Origin of the sequence: Chelativorans sp. Marseille-P2723 (assembly GCF_902809845.1) — a bacterium.
In the GTDB taxonomy this organism is placed as follows: domain Bacteria; phylum Pseudomonadota; class Alphaproteobacteria; order Rhizobiales; family Rhizobiaceae; genus Chelativorans.
In genome coordinates, this window is sequence record NZ_CADDWI010000013.1 from 161,679 (window position 1) to 183,682 (window position 22,004).

Annotated in this window: 24 protein-coding genes; 9 read left to right on the top strand and 15 right to left on the bottom strand. The window is 59.8% G+C overall.

Annotated elements, in window-relative coordinates; translation table 11 throughout:
• Positions 1–35: 35 nt before the first annotated feature.
• On the bottom strand, positions 36–701 hold the full coding sequence (gene ccmB / locus HUS57_RS12105; protein ID WP_173934093.1) for a heme exporter protein CcmB: 666 nt from the start codon (positions 699–701) through the stop codon (positions 36–38).
• Between the two features lie 46 nt (positions 702–747).
• Entirely contained in the window at positions 748–1,356 is a 609-nt protein-coding gene (gene ccmA, locus HUS57_RS12110) for a heme ABC exporter ATP-binding protein CcmA (protein ID WP_173934096.1), read from the bottom strand.
• 272 nt (positions 1,357–1,628) lie between these two features.
• Here ccmA and acnA point away from each other — a divergent pair, with 272 nt between their 5' ends.
• From acnA to HUS57_RS12130, 4 genes are all read left to right on the top strand, one after another.
• On the top strand, positions 1,629–4,319 hold the full coding sequence (acnA, locus tag HUS57_RS12115; protein ID WP_173934098.1) for an aconitate hydratase AcnA: 2,691 nt from the start codon (positions 1,629–1,631) through the stop codon (positions 4,317–4,319).
• Between the two features lie 186 nt (positions 4,320–4,505).
• A complete protein-coding gene (locus tag HUS57_RS12120) occupies positions 4,506–5,234 on the top strand; it encodes a DUF1223 domain-containing protein (protein WP_173934100.1) in 729 nt (242 codons plus the stop codon).
• Positions 5,235–5,599: 365 nt separating this feature from the next.
• On the top strand, positions 5,600–5,986 hold the full coding sequence (locus HUS57_RS12125) for a DUF2794 domain-containing protein (protein ID WP_173934102.1): 387 nt from the start codon (positions 5,600–5,602) through the stop codon (positions 5,984–5,986).
• A gap of 149 nt (positions 5,987–6,135) precedes the next feature.
• Positions 6,136–6,969 carry a hypothetical protein gene (locus HUS57_RS12130; protein ID WP_173934104.1) on the top strand — a complete coding sequence of 278 codons (834 nt, stop codon included), beginning with the start codon at positions 6,136–6,138 and terminating at the stop codon, positions 6,967–6,969.
• A 40-nt stretch (positions 6,970–7,009) separates the two neighbouring features.
• Here HUS57_RS12130 and HUS57_RS12135 read toward each other — a convergent pair whose 3' ends face one another.
• The 5 genes from HUS57_RS12135 to HUS57_RS12155 all read right to left on the bottom strand — a co-directional run bounded on the left by HUS57_RS12135 (position 7,010) and on the right by HUS57_RS12155 (position 12,980).
• Positions 7,010–9,586, bottom strand: a complete 2,577-nt coding sequence (locus HUS57_RS12135; RefSeq protein ID WP_173934106.1) for a TIGR02302 family protein — start codon at positions 9,584–9,586, stop codon at positions 7,010–7,012.
• Positions 9,587–9,733: 147 nt separating this feature from the next.
• Positions 9,734–10,033 (bottom strand): GNAT family N-acetyltransferase, encoded by a 300-nt coding sequence (locus HUS57_RS12140; RefSeq protein WP_246727860.1) that lies wholly within the window; start codon positions 10,031–10,033, stop codon positions 9,734–9,736.
• A complete protein-coding gene (locus tag HUS57_RS12145) occupies positions 10,033–10,662 on the bottom strand; it encodes an alpha/beta hydrolase (RefSeq protein WP_173934107.1) in 630 nt (209 codons plus the stop codon). The genes HUS57_RS12140 and HUS57_RS12145 overlap by 1 nt, the downstream gene beginning before the upstream one ends.
• 3 nt (positions 10,663–10,665) lie before the next feature.
• On the bottom strand, positions 10,666–11,598 hold the full coding sequence (locus HUS57_RS12150; RefSeq protein ID WP_173934109.1) for a VOC family protein: 933 nt from the start codon (positions 11,596–11,598) through the stop codon (positions 10,666–10,668).
• A 173-nt stretch (positions 11,599–11,771) separates the two neighbouring features.
• A complete protein-coding gene (locus HUS57_RS12155; protein WP_173934110.1) occupies positions 11,772–12,980 on the bottom strand; it encodes a PRC-barrel domain-containing protein in 1,209 nt (402 codons plus the stop codon).
• A gap of 204 nt (positions 12,981–13,184) precedes the next feature.
• Between HUS57_RS12155 and HUS57_RS12160 the strand changes: the two genes are divergently transcribed.
• The gene (locus HUS57_RS12160; RefSeq protein ID WP_173934112.1) at positions 13,185–14,087 is read left to right on the top strand and encodes a diacylglycerol kinase family protein; all 903 of its coding nucleotides are present in this window, start codon (positions 13,185–13,187) and stop codon (positions 14,085–14,087) included.
• Between the two features lie 20 nt (positions 14,088–14,107).
• Here HUS57_RS12160 and HUS57_RS12165 read toward each other — a convergent pair whose 3' ends face one another.
• From HUS57_RS12165 to HUS57_RS12175, 3 genes are read right to left on the bottom strand one after another with little or no spacing between them, the layout of a single operon-like run.
• Complete coding sequence (locus tag HUS57_RS12165) at positions 14,108–14,335, bottom strand: hypothetical protein (RefSeq protein WP_173934114.1); 228 nt, start codon at positions 14,333–14,335, stop codon at positions 14,108–14,110.
• Between the two features lie 19 nt (positions 14,336–14,354).
• Entirely contained in the window at positions 14,355–14,807 is a 453-nt protein-coding gene (locus HUS57_RS12170; protein ID WP_173934116.1) for a hypothetical protein, read from the bottom strand.
• A 10-nt stretch (positions 14,808–14,817) separates the two neighbouring features.
• A complete protein-coding gene (locus HUS57_RS12175; RefSeq protein ID WP_173934118.1) occupies positions 14,818–15,108 on the bottom strand; it encodes a DUF883 family protein in 291 nt (96 codons plus the stop codon).
• Positions 15,109–15,220: 112 nt separating this feature from the next.
• Between HUS57_RS12175 and HUS57_RS12180 the strand changes: the two genes are divergently transcribed.
• Positions 15,221–16,342 (top strand): AI-2E family transporter, encoded by a 1,122-nt coding sequence (locus tag HUS57_RS12180; RefSeq protein WP_173934120.1) that lies wholly within the window; start codon positions 15,221–15,223, stop codon positions 16,340–16,342.
• Positions 16,343–16,387: 45 nt separating this feature from the next.
• On the opposite strand, the gene HUS57_RS12185 is transcribed toward HUS57_RS12180, so the two are convergent.
• Positions 16,388–16,939, bottom strand: a complete 552-nt coding sequence (locus HUS57_RS12185) for a sigma-70 family RNA polymerase sigma factor (RefSeq protein ID WP_173934122.1) — start codon at positions 16,937–16,939, stop codon at positions 16,388–16,390.
• 2 nt (positions 16,940–16,941) lie between these two features.
• The gene (locus tag HUS57_RS12190) at positions 16,942–17,148 is read right to left on the bottom strand and encodes a NepR family anti-sigma factor (protein ID WP_246727927.1); all 207 of its coding nucleotides are present in this window, start codon (positions 17,146–17,148) and stop codon (positions 16,942–16,944) included.
• A 202-nt stretch (positions 17,149–17,350) separates the two neighbouring features.
• Between HUS57_RS12190 and HUS57_RS12195 the strand changes: the two genes are divergently transcribed.
• The 3 genes from HUS57_RS12195 to HUS57_RS12205 all read left to right on the top strand — a co-directional run bounded on the left by HUS57_RS12195 (position 17,351) and on the right by HUS57_RS12205 (position 18,678).
• The gene (locus HUS57_RS12195; RefSeq protein WP_173934126.1) at positions 17,351–18,148 is read left to right on the top strand and encodes a response regulator; all 798 of its coding nucleotides are present in this window, start codon (positions 17,351–17,353) and stop codon (positions 18,146–18,148) included.
• A gap of 140 nt (positions 18,149–18,288) precedes the next feature.
• Complete coding sequence (locus HUS57_RS12200) at positions 18,289–18,456, top strand: DUF1328 domain-containing protein (protein WP_173934128.1); 168 nt, start codon at positions 18,289–18,291, stop codon at positions 18,454–18,456.
• A gap of 42 nt (positions 18,457–18,498) precedes the next feature.
• Positions 18,499–18,678 (top strand): hypothetical protein, encoded by a 180-nt coding sequence (locus HUS57_RS12205; protein WP_173934130.1) that lies wholly within the window; start codon positions 18,499–18,501, stop codon positions 18,676–18,678.
• Here HUS57_RS12205 and HUS57_RS12210 read toward each other — a convergent pair.
• From HUS57_RS12210 to xylF, 3 genes are all read right to left on the bottom strand, one after another.
• Entirely contained in the window at positions 18,665–19,465 is an 801-nt protein-coding gene (locus HUS57_RS12210; RefSeq protein ID WP_173934133.1) for an ATP-binding cassette domain-containing protein, read from the bottom strand. The genes HUS57_RS12205 and HUS57_RS12210 overlap by 14 nt on opposite strands.
• A gap of 8 nt (positions 19,466–19,473) precedes the next feature.
• Positions 19,474–20,688: a sugar ABC transporter permease gene (locus HUS57_RS12215; RefSeq protein WP_246727928.1), complete on the bottom strand. Its 1,215-nt coding sequence runs from the start codon at positions 20,686–20,688 to the stop codon at positions 19,474–19,476.
• A 177-nt stretch (positions 20,689–20,865) separates the two neighbouring features.
• Entirely contained in the window at positions 20,866–21,909 is a 1,044-nt protein-coding gene (gene xylF, locus HUS57_RS12220) for a D-xylose ABC transporter substrate-binding protein (RefSeq protein WP_173934137.1), read from the bottom strand.
• Positions 21,910–22,004: the final 95 nt, after the last annotated feature.

Here is a 22,004-nt window from a genome sequence, read left to right on the forward strand (position 1 = left end):
CCATCCGGTCCCTTCGCTTGCAATTTATAGGGCAATCAGTCCGCCGCGCCTTTCAACGCGAGGGCTGCGGCCACCGGGCCAATGACCGCAAAGAAAAGGGTCAAGGCTGTCAGAATGAGAAAGGGCGGCAGAAATAGATCCGTATCGGCCACAGCGCCTCGGCTTGCCGCCACGCCGAAAATCAGCACCGGGATGGTAAGCGGCAGGATAAGCACGGAGACAAGCAGCCCACCCCGCGGCAGGACCACCGTAAGGGCGGCTCCTACGGCGCCGATGAAGGTGATGGCAGGCGTGCCGGCAAGAAGCGTCAATGTCGCCGCGGCAAGCCCCAGTGGCGGCACATTCATGAACAGGCCGAGCATAGGTGCGACCAGCACGAGAGGCAGCACGCCGATCGTCCAATGCGCGACGCACTTGGTGAACACGGTGAGCGCCAGCATATGCCGGCTGTCTGCCATCAGCAGAAGATCGAGCGAGCCATCCTCCCGGTCAGCCTGGAACAGGCGATCAAGACCAAGCAGGCTTGCCAGCAGCGCGCCGATCCACAAGATTGCCGGTCCAATGCGCGCCAGCAGGTTGAGATCGGGCCCGACGCCGAAGGGGATGACGGCAACCACGGCAAGGAAGAAGAGCACGCCCGTCAGCGCACCGCTTCCGGCGCGAACGCCAAGCCTTATCTCGCGAAGGAAGAGAGCAAGCATCAGGAACCTCCTTCTTGCGAAGGAAGGCCAGGGGATGTACCGCAGCTCATGACGGCTTCCCCATTCTTAGTTCCTGCGCCCCCTCCAGTCCGAGCGGCAGATGGGTGGCTGCAACGATGATGCCGCCACCGTCCAGATGCTCCCGCATCAATTCCGCCATGCGCTGTTCCGCTCTGCGGTCCAAGCCGGCCGTCGGCTCGTCCAGCAGCCAGACGGGACGGTAGGAGACGAGAAGACGCGCGATTGCCGCACGCCGTCGCTGGCCGGTCGAAAGATAGCCGAAGGGCAAATGGGCTATGGCACCGAGGCCAACCGCTTCCAGGGCCTCGTGCGGGGTCAGGCGTGGCTGGCCCAGAAATTCGCGCCAGAAGGCGAGGTTTTCCTCGACCCCGAGTGCGCCTTTCATGCCGTTGGAATGACCGAGATAATGGCTCGCGGCACGTGCATCCGGTATGGACTCGCCGGCGCCTGACAGCTCCACGCGTCCCGCAGCCGGCGGAAGCAGTCCGGCCACAATCCGCAGGAGGGTCGATTTTCCGGCGCCGTTAGGGCCTGTCACGAGAAGCGCCTGACCGGATTCAAGGCTGAAGGACAAGCCCGAAAAAACGGGTTCGCCGCCGCGCTCGCCGCTCAATTTTTCGGCGGCAAGCCGCACGCTAATACCCCTTCAGCAAGAATCGGTCGTCGAGTGGTTTTTCCCACGCTGTGAAATGCCTTTATAGCTATAGAACTTTTCTAAAGAATTCTCTATATCCCGGGCAACACGCCAGCGGTCGGCGTGTACATATTTGTGCCGAACCAGCGCACGCGCCGCCTTGAACGGCCGGACGCAGCGGGCGGACGCGGAAATGACCGTACCCGCATCTACGAGCCTGTTCTCGCAGGAGTCCGTCCCGTTCGGTTGAACAGAACAGGATAGGATCGCACGTGGCTCATTCTCTCGACAGTTTCAATTGCCGCCGCACCCTTAAAGTTGGGGACCAGGAATACACCTACTATGACCTGAAGGAAGCGGAGAAGAACGGCCTTTCCGGCATCTCCCGCCTTCCCTTCTCGATGAAGGTGCTGCTTGAAAATCTCCTGCGCAAGGAAGACGGCCGATCGGTTACACGCGACAGCATCGAGGCGGTGGCCGCCTGGCTGGACGACAAGGGTTCCGCAGGAGTGGAGATCGCCTATTCGCCGGCGCGTGTGCTGATGCAGGACTTCACCGGCGTTCCAGCAGTGGTTGACCTTGCGGCGATGCGAGACGCAATGGCGTCATTAGGCGGCGACCCTGAGAAGATCAATCCGCTGGTTCCGGTCGACCTCGTCATCGACCATTCTGTTATCGTTGACGAGTTCGGCACACCGCTTGCTTTCTCCCGCAACGTCGAACTGGAGTACAAGCGTAATGCCGAGCGCTACCGCTTCCTGAAGTGGGGACAGCAGGCATTCAAAAATTTCCGCGTTGTTCCCCCCGGCACAGGTATCTGCCACCAGGTCAATCTAGAATATCTCGCCCGTACCGTTTGGAGCCATGAAGAGGACGGCAGGCTGCTGGCCTACCCCGACACCTGCGTGGGCACTGATTCGCATACCACCATGGTCAATGGTCTGGGCGTGCTGGGATGGGGTGTCGGAGGCATCGAGGCGGAGGCCGCCATGCTCGGCCAGCCGGTCTCCATGCTCCTGCCCGAGGTGGTCGGTTTCAAGCTGTCGGGCGCGCTGCGCGAAGGCGTGACCGCTACAGACCTCGTGCTTACCGTGACGCAGATGCTTCGCAAGAAGGGTGTCGTCGGCAAGTTCGTCGAGTTTTTCGGCCCGGGCCTGGCCAGCATGACGGTGGCCGATCGTGCGACCATCGGCAACATGGCCCCCGAATATGGCGCGACCTGCGGCTTCTTCCCGGTCGATGGCGAAACCATCAAATATTTCGACGTGACCAACCGCTCTTCCGAACAGGCCGCCCTTGTGGAGGCTTATTGCAAGGCGCAGGGCATGTGGCGCGAGGCCGATTCGGAAGATCCGGTCTTTACAGAGGTCCTGGAACTTGACCTCAGCACCGTGGTGCCGTCCATGGCCGGCCCCAAGCGTCCGGAGGGCCGCAACGCCCTGGAGGAAGTCGCCCCTAATTTCGAGACGGCGCTGGCGACCGAATACAGGAAGACGGCCGACACGGACAAGCGCTACGCAGTGGAGGGCGAGGAGTTCGACCTTGGCCATGGCGACGTTGTGATCGCCGCCATCACCTCCTGCACCAACACGTCCAATCCAAGCGTCCTCATCGCCGCAGGTCTTCTAGCTCGCAACGCCAACAGGCGTGGGCTGAAGCGAAAGCCTTGGGTGAAGACATCGCTGGCCCCTGGCAGCCAGGTCGTGGCTGAGTACTACGAGAAGTCAGGCTTGCAAAAGGAACTGGACCAGCTTGGCTTCAATCTCGTCGGCTTCGGCTGCACCACGTGCATTGGCAATTCCGGTCCGCTTCCCGAGCCGATTTCCAAGACGGTCAACGAGCAGGCGCTCATTGGCGCTTCCGTCCTGTCAGGCAACCGGAACTTCGAAGGCCGTGTCTCACCCGACGTGCAGGCGAACTATCTCGCCTCGCCGCCACTGGTCGTTGCCTATGCGATCGCCGGAACCGTGCGTAAGGACCTGACGAAGGAGCCGCTGGGCGAGGACCAGGACGGCAATCCGGTCTATTTGCGCGACATCTGGCCTACTTCCGCGGAAGTTCAGGATTTTATCGCCAAGCATGTCACACGCGAGCTTTTCGCAAGCAAATATGCGGACGTCTTCAAGGGTGACGAATATTGGCGTGCGTTGGAAGCGCCGGCCGGCCAGACCTATAGCTGGGATCGCGATTCTACATATGTGCAAAACCCTCCCTATTTCGAGGGCATGGAGCGCAAGCCGCACCCGGCGGGCGACATCAAGGGAGCACACATCCTCGGCCTCTTCGGGGACAAGATCACGACCGATCACATCTCGCCGGCAGGTTCCATCAAGGCGCAGTCGCCGGCGGGGCAGTATCTGCTGGATCATGGTGTGAGCATCGCTGACTTCAACCAGTATGGCACGCGGCGTGGCAACCATGAGGTGATGATGCGCGGCACCTTCGCCAACATCCGCATCCGCAACCACATGTTGGGTGAAAACGGGCGCGAGGGCGGCTACACGATCCACTATCCTTCCGGAGAGGAGATGTCGATCTACGAGGCCGCCATGCGCTACAAGCAGGAGGGCGTTCCCCTCGTCGTCTTTGCGGGCGTAGAATACGGCAACGGGTCTTCGCGTGACTGGGCGGCCAAGGGTACGAACCTTCTTGGGGTGCGCGCGGTCATCGCCCAGTCCTTCGAACGCATTCACCGTTCGAATCTTGTCGGAATGGGCGTCGTTCCCTTCGTCTTCGCCGAAGATACAAGCTGGCAGGAGCTGGGGCTGAAGGGCAACGAGACCGTCACCATCGAGGGACTCGACCAGATCAGGCCCCGTGCCACCATGACCGCCAAGATCACCTATGCCGACGGCCAGGTGAAGGATGTTCCGCTGCTCTGCCGCATCGACACGCTGGACGAGCTGGAATATTTCCGCAATGGCGGCATCCTGCATTACGTGCTGCGCGATCTGGCAGCCTAGATTTAGACTTGCAGACGAACCGCCGGCTCCCGCCGGCGGTTTTCTTTTGGCCGCTCATGCGCCGAAGATGAATACTCCATTCACCGCAACGTGACTTCCGTTGACCTATGGCCGCAGCTAGCATTTCCATAAGCTGGCTCTTGCAGCCGTTAGGTCTTCGACATCCGCCGGAACGGACTATCCGACATGCCTGTTCATTTCCCGCGCAGAAGCGTTCTCAAGGCGAGCCTTGCGGTTCTGGCCTTGCCCGTTCTGCACGGACATGCACGGCAGGAGACCATTGGAGTGGTCGAGCTGTTCACCAGCCAGGGATGTACTGCATGCCCGCCGGCTGACGCGTTGTTGGCAGAGCTGGCCCAACGCGATGATCTCGTTACGCTCTCCTACCATGTCGATTATTGGGATTATCTAGGCTGGAAAGACGAGCTGGCCACCGCCGGGAACACTGATCGCCAGAAGGCCTACGGCAAGGCTCTTGACAACACCGTTTACACCCCCCAAGCCATCGTCAATGGTCAGTGGAATGTCGTCGGTTCCGACCGTGAACGACTCCTGAAAAAGCTGGGTGAGACGTCGGGGAGGCTGCACGTCGACCTCAACCTGTCGGCTGCTGCCCAGAGCCTTTTCGTTGATGTCGGAGCCAGCGATGAGCCAGCCAGCGCACACGTCGTTCTGGTCCACTACCGCCCGCAGCAGATGGTGACGATCCGCGGTGGGGAGAACCGGGGCAAGACAATCGATTACCGGAACATCGTCACCGACTACCGGACACTTGCAATATGGAATGGCAGACCGCTGCGCCTCGAACTGCCGCGATCCGAGTTCGGAGGCAATAGCGGGTGTGCAGTTCTGCTCCAGGATTTCCGCAACGGCGCGCCCGGGCCGATTCGCGGCGCGGCTCGGATAAGCCTTTAAGCTGACATATCAGAAAAAAAGCCGGCAGGATCTCCTAACCGGCGTCATTTTAGGTATCCTCGCGTCTTCAGCGCGTGGAAGCCGGGATTGGTTCGATCCGGTGACAACCCCGTGGGCGGGGGGGCTTGGGGTACGGAGCCGCCTCCGGATCGAACCGTCTCAGGCAACAGTTTGAATCTTTGCCGCAGATTCAGGCGCAAACTTGGAGAGAAGACGGCGATAATGGGGCAGATGATCACCATATTAGACAGACGTTCTTCCTTCTGTGATTCAGTCTGTCTGCTTCTATGTGAAAACATGGGGTTGCAATTCCCCCCTGGGCACGCCACCTTTCCATTCATATGGCCGTCATGAAGGGGCGCGCAATGACAGCATTCGCGGGTGAAGGGGAGGGTAGGGAAGATTCCGGAAATCTCGTCGCGCTTGACGAGGTGAGGCGGGCACGACTCGATCTGCCTGTCACCTTCAACCGGCAGGAGCTGAACCAGATCCTGCGCCTCTACGGGCGGATGGTTGCTGCAGGAGAGTGGCGGGACTATGCCATCGACCACCTGAAGGATATGGCCGTTTTCTCCGTCTTCCGGCGCTCAAGCGAAGTCCCCCTGTTCCAGATCGTCAAGAACCCGAAACTCGCGCGCAAGCAGGGCGCCTATTCCGTCGTTGCGGCTACCGGCCTCATCCTCAAGCGCGGTCACGAGCTGGAACGCGTGCTGACCGTCTTTGACCGGAAGTTGAAGCTGGTAGGCACCTAGTCTAACGGCAGCCGATGCCGCTTCTTCCACAATTAAAGGCCAAACCCAACTGCCACTAAAGCTTCGAGCGCATTTTGGGAGGCTGTAAGGAACGGTCTGTCAGCACAAGACAGTTGCCGAATAAGCCACTTCGCGGCAAGTGGTGACAAATGACGAATATTGGGTATTCTAATGCTGTGGGGGAATTTAAAGCATATCTTACTCTAACGCTTGATTTGCAAGAGCCGATTGAGGTCGAGGCGTTCGCAAAGATTTTTGCGGGCCTCGGCAGCATGTTTGATGACTACCTAAAACAAGATCATCCAGAAATGCGGGGCACATCGAACCTCTATATTCGCGAGGTCCGAGGCGGCTCAATCATAGCTGATTTAGTTCCGTCAATTCCCGACATGATCGGGCTCATGGACAATGTGCTCATTGTGGGAGGATTCGCCTCACTCTTTAGCAAGCGAGTGCGGGGATTTATTATGGGTTCATGGATGGAGAAGGCTTCAAAAAGTCAACTCAGCCATGTGACTGATACTCTTACCGCAGTGGCGGCCGACCCTAACGGACGAGCTACTCTAGAAACGGTTTCATATCGCGAGAATGGTGAAGAGCGAGAGCTGGTGGTACATTTTACCTCCCAGGAGGCTCGCGTAGCCGTTCAAACCATTGAGGATCAAAAACGTTCTTTAGATGCGAAAGAAGGTTACGACGAGCCGTTGGCCCTGCTGACTTTCGAACGACCGGGAAAGTCCGTTGCTGGGGTAGGAAAACGAACCGGCGAGAGAGCCGTAGTTGAGAAGATCAGCATAAAGCCACTGCCTGTAATCTACGCGTCCGACATGGCCGAAAGAGAAATCAAGAATGCTTTTCAAAGTAAGAACGTTTTCAAGCGGGGGTTCGTGGTAGACGTGAATGTCGAGAGGAAAAACGGCAAGCCGATCGCTTACCGGATAATGAATTTGCACCAGATAATCGATCTGCCAGACCAGGATTAGGACGCAGTTCTTGCCTGCTACATAACGCTCCTCTGCCTGTTCACCGCATTTCGAGCAGGCGCTCCAGATACTCACGCTCGAAGTCGGGACTTAAAGCGTCCCCGAGCCGGCGGCGGATGGCTTCCAGAATCTGGCGGGCCCGCTGCGTGTCGATCTCGTCGGGGATATCGTCGACCCCGTCGCCGAAATCGGGGCCGGTATTGGCTTGCGGGCGGCCGAGCGGATCGCGTCCGAAATTATTGCGGCGCGCGCCCTGTCTGCCTTCGCCATCCTGCCCCTGCATGGCCTGCTGCATCTGGTTCATCATATCCTGCGCACCGCGGCGCAGCGCCTCAAGGGCACGCCCCTGCTCGCCGACCGCACGCTCGCCCCTGTCTCTTATACCCCTCTCGATGTGGCTAAGAGCACGCTCGCCCTGCCCCTGCCCAAGCGCCCCTTCCGCCTCGCCCATGGCCTCTCCGGCCTCGCCGAAACCTTCGCCGGGGCTAATGCCGAGCCCGTCCAGCCCTTCCATCAGACTCTGCAGGTCCTTCTGCAGGCTGCCTTGGCCCTCCTGCAGGCCGCGCAGCGCCTCGGCCAGCTCTTCCGGCGACATACCCTGGCCCTGCTGACCCTGCTGGCCTTCACCTTGCTGACCTTGACCCTGGCCTTGCTGCCCCTCCTGGCCCTGTTGGAGCCGGAAGGTTTCATTCATCAGTTCCTGTTGCCGCCGCATGATGTCGCCTAGCCGGTCCATCTGCTGGCGCATCTCCGACTGCTGGCCGTTCTGGTCCTGCTGCGGGCGCATGGCCTGCAGGTTGTTCATCATGCTCTCCAACTGCGAGAGCAGGTCGCGTGCCTCATCGCGGGCGCCGGAGCGTGCAAGCTCCTCGATCTGGTCGAGCATCTGGTCAAGATCGCTCTCCTGCATCGCCTCGCCATTCATACCTTCGGCAAAATCCTGGTTCTGCAGGGCGCGTTCGGCGAACTCGCGGAGGAAGTCCTGCATGGCCTGGCGCAGTTCATCCATCAGCCGGGCAATTTCCTCATCGCTGGCTCCATCCTCCAGCGCCTGCTTGAGAGCCTCCTGCGCCTGCCGCAGGCGCCGCTCGGCGGCTGTCAACTCGCCGTCCTCGATCAGGAGGGCGATTTCCCAGAGATCGTCCACCACGGCGCGAAGCGCATCTTCGCTCACCGCCAGGTTGAGTCGCGAGCGCACCGCCGAAATCAACAGGAAGTGCGACATGTCGTCGAAGGTCTCTTCCGGCCACAGAAGCACCGCGTCCATGAGGGCAAGCACATGGGGCTTTCTTTCCGCATCCAGCGCGAGTTCCTGCCGCTGCTCGATCAGTGAGCGGGCCAGCAGATTGGTGAAGGACCGTTGCGGAAGCACGAAGGTTCTGGTTTCGCTGCTCGCGGTCTGACCCGCCGCGTCGATGGCCGACAGGGACAGATCTACCATCAGCCCGGCCCATGGGTGCTGAGTCAGGTCGCGCGACGTCTTTGCCGATCCGTTCTCGCCGCCCGCTCGCGGCAGCGTCAGCGGCATCTCCGGCGCTTCGTAGAGCGGCTTGTTCCCAAGGTTTTTCTCCACCAGCCTGAAATCCGTGTCGGCGCTGACGGCGCCGTAATCGTCCTTGATCTCATAGGCGAGTTCCAACGTACCGTTGACGGCGCGCTTCGGCTCCTCAACGAAGCGGATGCGTGGCGGCTGGTCGGGAATGATGACAAAGCGCCAGCTCTGAACCTCCTGGCTGCCATCATGCAGCCTTATTGTGCCGTCCGCGGAAAGCGCATGAGAAAACCGAAGCGCCTCGCCGGAGGAGGCAGAAGGCTCATGGGCACCGCTCTCCGGCTCGATACGCTGCTCCTCTCCCATGTCGCTTGCAAACATCAGTTCTTCCTCGCCAGAGCCGCCGCTGACGCGCACGACCACGGTGCTACCCTGCGGCACGGTAAATGCCTGAGCCTGCTGGTTGGCAGGAGCGGAGAGGAAGATCGGAGGACGAGCGGTATAAACCGGTGGCGTCACCCACGCATCTATACGGGCAGGTACAGACTGGGCGAAGGCGGGCGGGCGAAAAGCGTCCGCCACTCGCCCCCCGTAAGGCCCCATGGAGTAAGCAAGCGCGATCACGAAAAGCAGTGCCACCGCCGCTCGCAAAGCGAAAGGATCGCGCTCCGGAACCGAGGTCTTTGGAAGATCACCACGCAGGTCGTACAGCCGTTCGGCCATCCGGCGCTGGTGCTCGCGCCATAAAGCGTCCGCGAAGGCGTCGCTGTTGCGGGCAAGGCGGTCTGCCTGTACGGATACGGGCTCGTGTTTCAGCTCATTGGCTGCCTCGATTCGCCGGTCGATTTCCGCTGGCGTTGGCGCGCGGAATAGGCGAACCCGCCACAAGCAGGCAAAAAGGATCGCGAGGAACACCAGGACAAGGGCCAGCCTGCCAACATCCGGCACCATCCGGAAAACGCCGAACCAAGCAAGGCTGAGAAAAAGGCTTGCCGCCACGATGGCGGGCAGCACAAGTGGCCATAGCCTTTCCACCAACATGGCGGCGCGGACTATGGCGCGCGTGCGCCAAAGCCGGGCAAAATGCCACGGTCCTACGGCATCCTTGATGCGTTTATCACCCATGATTCTTCCGGTTCATGCGGCCGCGCCGCAAGCCGAAGCGACCGTATTCAACCAAAATAGCAACAATCGCGGCGAAGGCGAGGCGTGACGACAAAAGATCTGCCGCCGCCACCTTACAAGGCAGCTTCTGTTTCCGGACTGTTGGCGTCAGTCGGCCAGCACATCTTGCCATTCCGGGTGCTTGCGGAACACGGACGCGGTGAAGGGGCAAAGCGGGATGATCTTCACTCCTTTCTTACGCGCATCCGCCACGGCATGGGTCACCAAGGCCTCGCCCACTCCACGCCCGCGAAAGACTTTCGGCACTTCGGTATGGTCGATAATGATCTTACCGGTGCCGGCTTTCGTGAATGTCAGTTCCGCCTCATGGGCGTCGAGCCGGTAAAGGTAGCGGCCCTTTCCGCCAAAGTCCTCATATTCGATCTGCATCGGGTCATCCGCACTCATTACGCCGCTCCCGGGGTATCCACATCCATTCCGCCAAAGAACTCTCGTGCTGCCTCCAGTTCGATGGGACGAAGCTCGTGACCGCCATCGTGCCAGACGACACGCGCCTCCGCTCCTGCTGCTTCCAGACCAGCAAGCAGACGCTGGGTAAGAGTGGCCGGGCAGATCGGGTCGCTGCGGCCCGCCGTCAGAAGCAGACGCGTTCCAAAGCGTCCCTTCACCTGAGGCGCGAACGGAATAAGCGGATGCATCAAGACTGCCGCGTCGAAAAGTGAAGGTTGCGAGAAGATGACGGAGGCGAGAATATTGGCTCCATTTGAGTAGCCGAGGCCGAATACTGCGGAAGGCGACTGTGCTTCAACATGCGCCTGAACGAAACCGGTCATTTTTTCCGTTGCGCGGGCAAGATCGTCCATGTCGTAGATGCCTTCCCCGGTGCGGCGAAAGAAACGTGCAGCGCCTGCCTCGCTTACATCACCGCGCGGAGCGAGGATACCCGCGCCCGGCAGGACCTCAGGCGCGAGAGACAATAGCTGACGTTCGTCTCCTCCAGTCCCGTGAAAAAGGAACAACAGCGGCTGATCTATCCCTCCCGGCACCGACAGGTACTTGTAAGCATCAATGCTCATCGATCAGCCTCCAATCGGCGGCAGATGGGACTCTAGATAAGGTCTCAGATGCGCGTGTTGCTTCGGCAGCTTCAATTCCTCACCCAGATGGGCAGGCTCCTCGTCGCGCGCGAATCCAGGCTCGTTGGTCGCGATCTCGAACAGGACGCCCCCGGGTGCGCGGAAATAGATCGAGAGGAAGTAATCGCGGTCAATTACCGGGGTGATGGCGAAACCCTCCTGCCTCAGGCTTTCGCGAACACGAACATGCTCCTCGGCATTAGGAACGGCAAAAGCGATATGGTGCACAGATCCGCCGCCCTGGCGCGCCGGAGGCATGCTAGCATCGCTGACAAGGTCGATGACATGGGCGCCATTGCCAACCGCGCGGACCATGCGGAGCGTATTATCCTCGACGCCAGCCTTTTCATAGCCCATAAGGCTCAAGAGGTCGCGCGTGCCGCCACTGTCTGCGAGCAGCATCGTCGCGCTATGGAAGCCGCGTATGGCGTTGCTGGCATCGATGCCGCCACCTGTCCAGGGTTCGCGAGCGTCGGAAGGCACCTCCAAGAGGGCGAAGCCATCGTCATCAGGGCCGAAAAAGTTGAGCCTTCGCTCGCCGAATTTTTGATCCGTTTGCAGACCGCGCACACCGCTTTCTGCCAAGTGAGCTTCCCAGAAATCTAGGCTCCCCTCAGGCACGGAAAATACCGTAGTGCTGACCTCGCCCGTACCGCGCCTGCCCTGCACAATATTGGAGAATGGAAAATAGGTCATCACCGTGCCCGGCTGGCCCATGCCATTTGCATAATAGAGGTGATAAACGTCGGGCGCATCGAAATTGACGGTCTTCTTCACTCGGCGCAGGCCGAGGATACGGGTGAAGAAGTTGTCGGTAACACCGGCGTCCTTTGCCAAGGACGTGACGTGATGGATGCCTTCGATGGTGCTGAGCATGTCTGCCTCCTTCAGACGCGGGGCAAGGAATGAAGATGGTTCCGCGTTCCCATCCCAAATGGGTGACGCCGCCTCTTGCCAAAAGATCTTACCGGAAGATGCACCGTCTTTGAAACGACGACGACAGAAAAAGGCCCCGCCGAAGCAGGGCCTTTTCCCGCCGTCACCAAGGATTACTGCACTTGTATGCGCATCTCCTCGCGCTGCTCGGCGTAAGCGGCCTCGTTATACTCCGGAGCCGCTTCGAGCTCATCCTGAGTAAACTCGGTGAAGAGATAAAGATCACCGTCCTCATCGGTATGGAAGATAAGGTTGTCGGTGGCGATTGCGACCTCCTTGGCGCCAATACCCAGGAAACCGCCGACATCGACGATGATGGCATCGATGTCGCCCTCAGGCGTTAGGATGACGTCGCCTACCGAGCCAATTTCCTCTTCGTTCGCACCATAGACCGTCGTACCGGCAAGCTCCTCGGCGCTAATCTGGTCAGGTTGGGCTTCCTGCAAATTGCTGCGGTCTATCGCTCCGGTGGTCGTCTGGTCCGTACCGCTGGACGTTTGATCGCTGTCCATCTGGGCCGACTGCTGGTCATCTGGACGTTCCGAGCCGCTCTGCGTCGCAGCGGCCTGCTGGTCATCTGTCCGCTCGGAGCTATCCTGCGCAGCGGTCTGCTGGTCATCGACTTGTGGACGATCCTGGGTCGCTGCCGCCTGTTCGCCGCTATCTGCATCGGCACCGGCTCCTGATGGAGTCGATGGCACAACTGCTACGCTCGATCCGGATTCCGTATTGCTATCCGTCCGAGTTGCAGCGGTATCGGTTTCAGTTTCAGTGTCGGCGGGCTGCTGGTCCGCGGCCATTTCATCGGAAGCGGGCTGTTCGCCCTGCTGTGCCGGTCCCGTGGCCAGATCGTCAGCGGTTGCCGGACGTGTTTCGCTAACCTCCGCATCCGCTGGCATCGGACGATAGGCAGTCCGGTCGAACTCCTCCTGGGCCTCAAGCGCATCCCGGGTGGTTTCGACGATCAGCCAGCGCTCGCCACCGTCCTGCTCGGCCCATTGAGCAAGGTCATATTCCAGTGCGACTTCCTTCTGCCCAATGCCGAGGAAGCCGCCGACGCCTACTACAATCGCCTCTACCTGACCGTCCTGCGAAAGGATTAGATCAGTGATTTCACCGATGTTTTCAGCATCTTCCGAGGTGCTGTTGTAAACTGACTCGCCGATCAGGTCGGAAGCCAGCATGCCCTCTGCCTGGATGACCATGGGCGTCTGCTGTTCCATCGTCGCGGAAGGATCGGACGCCGGCGGCGTGGTCTGTGCGACCGCGCCAGTTGCGAGCAAGGTGGCAATCGCGGTGGTCGCCAAAAGGTTACGGATCATGATATGCTCTCCATGTGCAGGTTTTCTGTACATGGCCGCGCATCCGACCGAACCTGTCAGTGAAGATCGGGTGAGCGGCCACCACGATGCTAAAACGTCATCCGCTTCGATCGGTTCCGCTTGCCGCGATTTCGCTGCCGGAACGAAAAGTCAGGCTGTCCATTTTCCGGCAGCACGCAACGCGCAACGGCAGGATGAACCTTCATGCGCATAATCGCCGTGCTGAACCGTGATAGCGGCACGCTCAGCACCATGAATCTCGAAGAACTAGGAGACCGGATCAGCGAAACGTTCTACCGCGCAGGGCACATCATCGAGCTGCGCACAGTAACGGGAACGGAAGTCGCTGCTTCGCTGCGGGAAGCTACACAGAGCGAGGCGGCGGACGCGGTGCTTGTCGCTGGTGGTGACGGAACCGCCTCGCTGGCCGCAGGACTTATGGCCGATAGCCCGAAAGCTCTGGCGATCCTGCCTACCGGCACGATGAACCTTTTCTCGCGCAGCCTGCGAATCCCGCTCGACATCGACGCGGCCATCACTGCTTTGGCAGACGGCCGCATCCGGATGGTGGATATTGCACGCGCCAACGGCCGCCCATTCGTCCACCAGTTCTCGATCGGCATTCACCCCCAACTCATCCGCTTGCGCGAGCAGATCCCTTTCGAAGGCCGGCCGGGAAAGCTTCTGGCATCGGCGCGCGCTGCCGTTACAACGATCATGAGGCCGCACAATCTGAAAGTAGCCTTGTCGATCGAGGGGAAGGAACTCATCACGAATACCTCCGCCATCAGTGTAACCAATAACCTTTACGGTGAGGGACACCTGCCCTACGCGGATCGGCTGGATGGAGGTATTCTGGGTATCTATGCCACAAGGGCGCGGCGCCGATGGGAGCTCATCGCCTTTCTGGCCAACATGGCATTGGGGCGGTGGCGGAACAACGAACAGGTGGATATTTACGAAGCAAGGGAAGTGCGGCTGCGGATACTTTCACCCGCACGCCGCTTCCAATGCGCCCTTGACGGCGAACTGTCCGTACTGGAGGAGGAGGTGCATATCCATCTCTGCCCGCGATCTCTCGCAGTTCTCGTACCAAACGAAGGCTGAGTTGGTATGCCGGGTGCCGCCTACTCGGTTGCCTCCCGCTCAGGCACGCCTGGCGCACCACCCTCCTCCACGGGAATGTCGCTTGATTGCCGCGTCTCTACTTCCTGCTGCTCATCTATGACCATGCCGTAGATTTCTACGAGTAGCCAAACAACGCCGACAAGCAGCAGGCTCGTGAGAAGGATCACGAGTACCGGGAAGCCTTCGCGGCCCTGGCGAGCTTTATCGGGCGGTACCTTGTCGTTCATTCCTAACTCCGTGATTGGGTTAGTCGCCCATGCCGGCACCGCGATTGCCACGGCGCCCGTACTCACGATAGGCGGCGTAGCCGGCGAGCCCGGCTACGGCTACAAGAACAGCGACCGTCCCTATCCTCTTGTTGAGAACCGCAGGCAGCATCGCAACCGCGGACGCACCAGCAAGCATCGTCGTATCTGCTGCCCGGCGTTGTTGCTGCGCCCTGCGTTGTGCAGCAGCAATGCTTCTAAAGACAACGTAGACGGCAGCTGCCAGCACAACAAATCCGATCCCGAACCAGAATGCAGAAGCAACTGCCCCCCAGCGCGTTGCTACAGCCAGAAAGGCCGCCAGGAGCAGAAAGATCACGCCCAATAGCCCCAGAAGCGCTAGCAGGGCGTAAGCGGCCACGGCGGTCTTTACGCGCCGCTTGACAACCCCCGCCTCGCCGGTCGCGAGCAGGGCAATGAGCCTGGCCAACATGATGTGCCCGCTAGCGGCGCATGATCATGCCAAGAAGCCAGCCGGCGCCAAGGGCCAGCGCAAGGGCTGTCAACGGCTTCTCGCGAACGGCCTCGGACACGTCGTCCTGCCATTCTTCAGCGCTGTCCCTCGCCGCTTGACGCGCCCGCGACACTGACTTTGTCCCGGTCCTGCGGAGGTCTTCCGCCAACTTTGCTATGTCCTCGCGCAGCTGCCGGATGTCAGCAGTAATATCGTCAGTGCGGGCTCCGGCCGCTGCCCCGCTGTCTTGGTCGGCTGACTTTGCGCTGCTTGTTGCCATGATCCTCTCCTTTGGTTCTCCCGTCCAACGCACAAGGAGGAATGAGGTTCCCACTGTCCTGGAACCAACGAGGCCGGCTCCCGTTGAAGCTGCTCAGCTTTGGAACGCCGAGATGAGCGCAAGAAATGCGAAAAGGGCACAGCCCGCTTTACGCCATCCGGCGAAGTCCGATCCGGACCACGTCTTGAGGCGGGCGGCATCGATCTCGGTGCTCTTTACAGGCTTCCTGGTCCTCCTCTTCGCGCTCCATGCAGGCCGCTTCTTTCTTGCACCTGTAACGCTCGCCATCGTGGTCGGCCTGATGCTCAGCCCGTTTGCTGAGCGCCTGGAAAAGCGCGTGCCACCGACCATTTCGGCAGCGGCGGCCGTGGCGTTATTTCTTCTGATTGTCGGCCTCCTTAGCGCGGCCATCGCGGCTCCGCTTTCCTCCTGGGCGGGACAGGTGCCGCAGATCTGGAACGAGTTGCAGCTTCAACTCAGCTCGTTCTCCGAACCCTTGAACACATTCAAGAGCGTGCGCGAGCAGATCCGGAGCGTTACCGGCGAGGCCGGGCTAACGGTTTCCGTGGAGGATGGTTCGGCTGTGGAGAGCATGGCTGTTCTCGCGCCAGCGCTGCTCGCTCAGATCGTCGTCTTTCTTGCCAGCCTCTACTTCTTCATTGCCACCAGGCACCAGACAAGGCTCATGGTGCTCAAATTATGCACCGGCCGGCCGCTGCGCAGGCGCACGGCTCACATCTTCCGCGATGTGGAGTATCTTGTCTCGAATTATCTCCTGGCCATCACCGTCATCAATGCCGGTCTCGGCCTTGCCGTAGGCGTTGCTCTCTGGCTGGCAGGTGTCCCATCCGCGCCGCTCTGGGGCGCGCTAGCCGGCATCCTCAATTTTATCATCTATATCGGTCCGGCCATAATGGCTGTCATCCTTTTTGGCGTCGGGCTGGCAAGCTTCGAAACGCTGTGGGGCAGTCTTATTCCACCCCTCATCTATCTGACTCTGAATGGCATCGAGGCTCAGTTCGTCACGCCGTTGGTGATCGGCCGCCGCATGACGCTTAATCCTTTTCTGGTATTTCTTGCGGTGACTTTCTGGATCTGGCTTTGGGGACCGGTTGGGGGCTTTATCGCCATACCCGCGCTGCTAGTCCTGTTTGCCGTCGCGCGCAACCTCCTGCCAGGCTTCGAATGGGCCTTGAGCGAGGAGCGGCGACGGCAGTATTCGCGTTTGCCATGACGTTGCGCATCGGCGGCAAGGAGATCTTGCGGCCCAAACCCGTGCTCAGGCGGCGTTAGCCGAATTCGTCACCTGCGCAGTTACCGGATCGGGCCCGAAATCACCTTCGCCCTCAATCGCGAGGATTTGCTGAAGCCGAGAGCGTGCCCGGCTCACCCTGCTCTTGATCGTTCCCACCGCGCAGCCGCAGATTTCAGCCGCCTCTTCGTAAGAAAAGCCGGAAGCTCCGATAAGGATGATGGCCTCGCGCTGGTCCTCCGGCAGAAGTTCAAGCGCCCTTCGGAAATCGGTTAGGTCCGACGAACTTTCCTGGCTAGGATTGACTGACAGGCGCGCGGTAATCATGCCGTCAGCGTCCTCCACTTCGCGGCGCCTCTTACGCATTTGCGAGTAGAACTCGTTGCGCAAGATGGTGAACAACCAGGCCTTCAGGTTGGTGCCCGGTTGAAAACTGTCCTGCTTGTCCCACGCCTTCACAAGCGTTTCCTGAACGAGATCGTCCGCCCGGTCGGCGTTCTTCGCGAGAGAAACCGCAAATGCTCGCAGGGTTGGCACCGCGGCCAGAAGACCGTCGCGAAAACTCGAAGTTGCCGACATACTCAGTCCTCTTTTGCACCGGAATGAGGCTCTTCATTGTGCTCCAGTTGACTCAAGAGCTGGCTGAAACGGTCCGGAATAGAATCTGACACCAGTTCGTCGTAATATTGCCTGAGCTTCCGGCCAATCTCGGAGTTGGGTCCCAGCGGGTCATGAGATGAGTTGTCTTTCCCCCCGTTCCGGCCCTCTTCCAGCTTCTGATATGTCATGCGCTTCTCTTCGCCCGTATCACGCCCCATATCCTTATACATTCTGGTCATTTCACGTGCCTGCACTTCAAAAATTCAATCCTAACGCAAAGGTTGCGGAAAAAGTTCCAACATAGCCCGGAACTTTTTCCGAAAAGGCGCGTTTCTCAACAATCTTTAGCCGCATTGCCGGTATCCCATTTCACGAGGAGGCGAAGCCAGCATGAGTTTGTCCGCTAGAATTGCCCCGCATCTGCCTTATCTGCGTCGGTTTTCCCGAGCCGTCTCCGGTTCGCAGACCAGCGGAGATGCGCTGGTGGCGGCTACTTTGGAAGCTCTTATCGCAGATACATCCATCTTTCCCGAAGCCTCGAACGACCGAATCGCGCTTTTCAAGCTTTTCAGCAAACTTTTCGGAACCTTTCAGCTCCGCGTTCCGGACGTTCACCCAGCGACGGCCTGGGAGCAACGCGCCGTGACAAATCTCTCCGCTCTTTCCCCACAACCGCGCCAGGCCTTCCTGTTGGTTGCCGTGGAAGGATTTGAGGCTGAGGAAGCGGCTGAAATCATGGATCTCGACGAGAAAGAGCTTAATGCACTTCTTCGCGAGGCGAGCGACGAGATTTCCCGCCAGGTCGCCACGGACATCATGATCATCGAGGATGAGCCGTTGATTGCCATGGATATCGAAGAATTGGTGGAAAGTCTCGGGCACCGGGTGGTGGGCACCGCCCGCACCCATCAAGAGGCTACCAATCTGTTCCAACGAACCCGGCCGCGCATGGTGCTGGCGGACATTCAGCTTGCTGACGGCAGCTCGGGCATCGACGCGGTGAACGAGATTCTCAGCGACACTCCGGTTCCTGTAATCTTCATAACGGCTTTCCCCGAGCGGCTGCTAACGGGGGAGCGGCCCGAGCCGGCCTTCCTGGTAACGAAACCATTCAATCCGGACATGGTGAAGGCGCTGATCAGCCAAGCCCTGTTCTTCGACCACCAGGCGCGCGCAGCCGCTGCCTGAGGCCCTCTCATGAAGATGAAGAAGCCGCCTCCGGGCGGCTTTCTTTTTTGCCTACGGTGAAGGAACCCGTGGCCCTATGCCGGCGTTCACTCCATTACAGCAAGACGAGGGGAACTCCTCGCAGATTCGGAGGCGCCGCCATGCTTTATTGGGCTCTGGTTTTTCTGGTTGTGGCTATCATTGCTGCCGCACTTGGCTTCGGGGGTATTGCCGGAGCCTCGGCAGGCATAGCGCAGGTACTTTTCTACATCTTCCTCATCCTGCTAGCAGCCTCGCTTCTAATCGGGCTTTTCCGCCGGACGGGGTGATTTATCCGGGAGCAATATTGTCGGACAAGTCCGGAGGAAGAGATGAGTTTTTCACGGAATATTGAGGATGCCGCAAGGCTGGCTATGGCGAATGTCGAGGAGCGCGACCCGCTGCCGCCGGCTCCGAATTATGGACCGTTTGGCTATTTCCGGCTGTCCCTGCTCATTTTCGCGGCTGTCGTCGCCATCCTGTTGGTGATCAACCTCGTCAACCTGCTTTAACGGAATTGGCAAGTTGCAGCGCACCGGGACCAGGCACAGCGCCGGGTGGGCATTTTCCGACGATAATCATTCCAAGGACGTCGTCCTCCGTTACAACGGAGGTGCTGACGGTGCCGACTACCTGTCCATTCTTCATTACCACCACGCGGTCGGCAAGATCGAACACATCATGAATATCGTGACTGATCAGAAAAATGCCGATCCCATCCGCCTTTAACTGAAGGACAAGTTCGGCTACCTGCGCCGACTCCTGCGGGCCAAGCGCCGCTGTCGGCTCGTCCATGATAAGGATCCGCGCGTTGAAATAGATTGCGCGTGCTATCGCAACGGTTTGCCGCTGTCCGCCGGACAGCTTGCTGACGGGCTCCTTGAAGCGTTGGAAGCGAGGGTTGAGGCGCCCCATCACCTTGCGTGCCTCAGACTCCATGGCGACGTCGTCAAGTGTGCCCCAGGTAGTGCGAAGCTCCCGCCCCAGAAAGAGGTTTGCTGCCGCATCGATATTATCGGCCAGCGCCAGCGTCTGGTAAATCGTCTCGATCCCATACTTCTTGGCGTCCCGGGGATTACCTATCTGGGCTTCCTGCCCGTTGATGAGAATACTCCCCGAGTCACGCCTATAAGCGCCGGAAAGGATTTTGATCAGCGTTGATTTCCCTGCACCGTTGTGACCGACCAGCGCCACAACCTCGCCGCCATTCAGATCGACTGAGACATTGTCCACGGCACGAATGCCACCGAAGGCGATGGAGATGTTCCTCATCTCGACGAGCGGAGTACGGTTTTCCATGCTACTCCTCATCGGATGCGCTTCCGATAAAGCGTGTCGAGCCAGACAGCCACGACCAATACCACGCCCACGACGATATTCTGAAGAGGTGTATCAACGCCAAGCAATATCATTCCGGTGGCAAGCGACTGCATCAGCACGGCACCGATCATGGCGCCCACGACCGTGCCAACGCCACCGCCGAGCGAGGTACCCCCGATCACGGCGGCGGCGATCACCAGAAGTTCATCGAGAGTTCCCTGCGCATTTGTGGCAGCGTTCAGCCTGGCGGTCGATATCGCAGCGGCGATGGCAGTCAGGATCCCCATAAGGACGAAGACTTTCATGACGATCCAGCGTGTATTAATTCCGGCCAGGAGAGCCGCCTCGGGATTGCCACCGATGGCGAACACATACCGTCCGAAACGCGTGCGTTTTGCTAGAAAGGTCACCACAACTCCAACACCGATAGCAATGAGCACGGGGATGGCGATGCCATGGGAAATAAATAACCCTCCTTCAGGCACGGTGATGCCGCTTGCCTCCGCATAGCGGCGCACAATTCCGGCTGGCCAGGGATAGGAATTGGCAACGGCAACGGCACCCAGGATGAGGACGCAACCGATTGCAGCGAGGAAGCACTCCGCCCAGAATGGCCGCAGCGGAAAGTCGAATTTGCGGCGCTGCCGGCGGGCCTGGATCAACATGACCGCTAACGCCGCGCAGGCAACGAATCCCACTATCCAGCTCCAGAAGGCTCCGATGGCGCCATCCGGCCCGCCTCCCATGAGCCGGAATGTTGCGTCCATCGGTGCCACGGTGCGCCCGCTGGTTACCCACCAGGCTGCCCCGCGCCAAACCAGAAGGCCGCCCAGCGTGACGATGAAGGACGGCACGCCGAGAAACGCGATCATGTAACCCTGCAAAGCGCCGACCAGCGCGCCGACCGCAGCACCCGCGGCAAGTGCGATGATCCATATTGCAGGGCTGCCGAAACCGAGCCATGCTGGCAGGATCTCCGCCTGTATGACGCCCATGATCATGCCGATAAAGCCGAGGAGAGATCCCACCGAAAGGTCGATGTTCCGGGTGACGATCACCAGCACCATGCCGGTGGACATCACCGCGACCGATGCAGACTGGACCGAAAGGTTCCATAAGTTGCGCGGCGTCAGGAAGAGGCCGCCCGATGCGATGTGAAAACCGATCCAGATGGCCGCGAGTGCGGCCAGCATGCCCAGCATGCGTGTGTCCAGTTCGGTGGCCTTGAGAAACCGCACAGGCAAGCTCACTCCCGAGCTCCGCCCAGAAGGGATAGTCGCACGGGATGTTGCATCCATCATCGAAGAACCTTCATGCGGAACTGCTTTCTCCCGCCAGACAGCTTAGAAAGATGCTGCGGTAGCTTCGGCACCGGCTGCTCAGCCGCAGGCGTCGATAGTCCCTGACCCAACACCCTGGCAAACCACGTCCTTCGATACCCATCCGGCATCGATGACCACGTCGAGATTGTCCCGCGTGATCGGCACAGGAGCAAGGAACACTGCATTCATTTCAATGCCCTCGGGACCGTCGGACCATTTAACGGCACCCTCGATCTCTTCCATCAACGTCCCTTCAGCAAGCGCGCTGGCAATCTGAGCCGCCGCCTTTCCAAGCTCGCGCGCATCCTTCCAGACGGAAACGGTCTGCGTGCCGAGTGCTATCCGGTTCAAGGCCGCATGATCGCCGTCCTGGCCAGAGACGGGCACGCTCCCGGCAAGCCCCTGCGCTTCAAGTGCCGCAATCGCGCCGCCTGCCGTTCCATCATTGGAGGCGACGACCGCATCGACCTCGTTGTTGTTAGCTGTCAGAAATTGCTCCATGTTGCGCTGCGCGTTCGCCGGTAGCCAGCCATCCGTATACGCCTCGCCCACATTCTTGATCGCACCGGACTCAATTGCCTCCTTAAGCACCTCCATCTGCCCCGCGAAGAGGAAATCGGCATTTGGATCGGCGGACGAGCCCTTGATGAAGACATAATTGCCTTCCGGCTGCACTTCGAAGACGGCGCGCGCCTGCATGCGGCCGACTTCCTTGTTGTCGAAGGTGAGATAGAACGCATCCGGATCTTCTATCAGCCGATCATAGCCCACGACCGGGATGCCCTCAGCAACTGCCTTCTCCACGGCCGGCCCGATAGCCGAAGCGTCCTGCGCCAGGATGATCAAGGCATCCGCGCCCTGGGAGATCAGCGATTCCACATCCGTGAGCTGCTTAGCCGGAGAGGATTGGGCATCGGCGGAGATGTAAGTGTTGCCGTCCGCCTCGATCTGCGCCTTGATCGCGGCTTCATCGGTCTTCCAGCGTTCCTCCTGAAAGTTCGACCAGGATACACCAATCGTCATACCTTCGGAGAAGGCAGATGTTGGAAGCGTAAGGGAAAGGGAAAGGCCGGCCAGAATGGCAGTCACGGTGGTCTTCATGATTTCCTCCCATCGCGCAACGGCGCGCAATACCTCAGTTCAATGCATCCACGCTGCAAATCGTGGCCTTTAGCCAAGGCGACCGGCCACGGTTC

Excerpts from the sequence above, each read along its gene's own strand:
- ccmB (WP_173934093.1), bottom strand. The coding sequence starts at position 701 with ATGCTTGCTCTCTTCCTTCGCGAGATAAGGCTTGGCGTTCGCGCCGGA.
- HUS57_RS12120 (WP_173934100.1), top strand. The coding sequence starts at position 4,506 with ATGCCTGTTCATTTCCCGCGCAGAAGCGTTCTCAAGGCGAGCCTTGCG.
- HUS57_RS12125 (WP_173934102.1), top strand. The coding sequence starts at position 5,600 with ATGACAGCATTCGCGGGTGAAGGGGAGGGTAGGGAAGATTCCGGAAAT.
- HUS57_RS12130 (WP_173934104.1), top strand. The coding sequence starts at position 6,136 with ATGACGAATATTGGGTATTCTAATGCTGTGGGGGAATTTAAAGCATAT.
- HUS57_RS12135 (WP_173934106.1), bottom strand. The coding sequence starts at position 9,586 with ATGGGTGATAAACGCATCAAGGATGCCGTAGGACCGTGGCATTTTGCC.
- HUS57_RS12140 (WP_246727860.1), bottom strand. The coding sequence starts at position 10,033 with ATGAGTGCGGATGACCCGATGCAGATCGAATATGAGGACTTTGGCGGA.
- HUS57_RS12145 (WP_173934107.1), bottom strand. The coding sequence starts at position 10,662 with ATGAGCATTGATGCTTACAAGTACCTGTCGGTGCCGGGAGGGATAGAT.
- HUS57_RS12150 (WP_173934109.1), bottom strand. The coding sequence starts at position 11,598 with ATGCTCAGCACCATCGAAGGCATCCATCACGTCACGTCCTTGGCAAAG.
- HUS57_RS12155 (WP_173934110.1), bottom strand. The coding sequence starts at position 12,980 with ATGATCCGTAACCTTTTGGCGACCACCGCGATTGCCACCTTGCTCGCA.
- HUS57_RS12160 (WP_173934112.1), top strand. The coding sequence starts at position 13,185 with ATGCGCATAATCGCCGTGCTGAACCGTGATAGCGGCACGCTCAGCACC.
- HUS57_RS12165 (WP_173934114.1), bottom strand. The coding sequence starts at position 14,335 with ATGAACGACAAGGTACCGCCCGATAAAGCTCGCCAGGGCCGCGAAGGC.
- HUS57_RS12170 (WP_173934116.1), bottom strand. The coding sequence starts at position 14,807 with ATGTTGGCCAGGCTCATTGCCCTGCTCGCGACCGGCGAGGCGGGGGTT.
- HUS57_RS12175 (WP_173934118.1), bottom strand. The coding sequence starts at position 15,108 with ATGGCAACAAGCAGCGCAAAGTCAGCCGACCAAGACAGCGGGGCAGCG.
- HUS57_RS12180 (WP_173934120.1), top strand. The coding sequence starts at position 15,221 with ATGAGCGCAAGAAATGCGAAAAGGGCACAGCCCGCTTTACGCCATCCG.
- HUS57_RS12185 (WP_173934122.1), bottom strand. The coding sequence starts at position 16,939 with ATGTCGGCAACTTCGAGTTTTCGCGACGGTCTTCTGGCCGCGGTGCCA.
- HUS57_RS12190 (WP_246727927.1), bottom strand. The coding sequence starts at position 17,148 with ATGACATATCAGAAGCTGGAAGAGGGCCGGAACGGGGGGAAAGACAAC.
- HUS57_RS12195 (WP_173934126.1), top strand. The coding sequence starts at position 17,351 with ATGAGTTTGTCCGCTAGAATTGCCCCGCATCTGCCTTATCTGCGTCGG.
- HUS57_RS12200 (WP_173934128.1), top strand. The coding sequence starts at position 18,289 with ATGCTTTATTGGGCTCTGGTTTTTCTGGTTGTGGCTATCATTGCTGCC.
- HUS57_RS12205 (WP_173934130.1), top strand. The coding sequence starts at position 18,499 with ATGAGTTTTTCACGGAATATTGAGGATGCCGCAAGGCTGGCTATGGCG.
- HUS57_RS12210 (WP_173934133.1), bottom strand. The coding sequence starts at position 19,465 with ATGGAAAACCGTACTCCGCTCGTCGAGATGAGGAACATCTCCATCGCC.
- HUS57_RS12215 (WP_246727928.1), bottom strand. The coding sequence starts at position 20,688 with ATGCTGGGCATGCTGGCCGCACTCGCGGCCATCTGGATCGGTTTTCAC.
- xylF (WP_173934137.1), bottom strand. The coding sequence starts at position 21,909 with ATGAAGACCACCGTGACTGCCATTCTGGCCGGCCTTTCCCTTTCCCTT.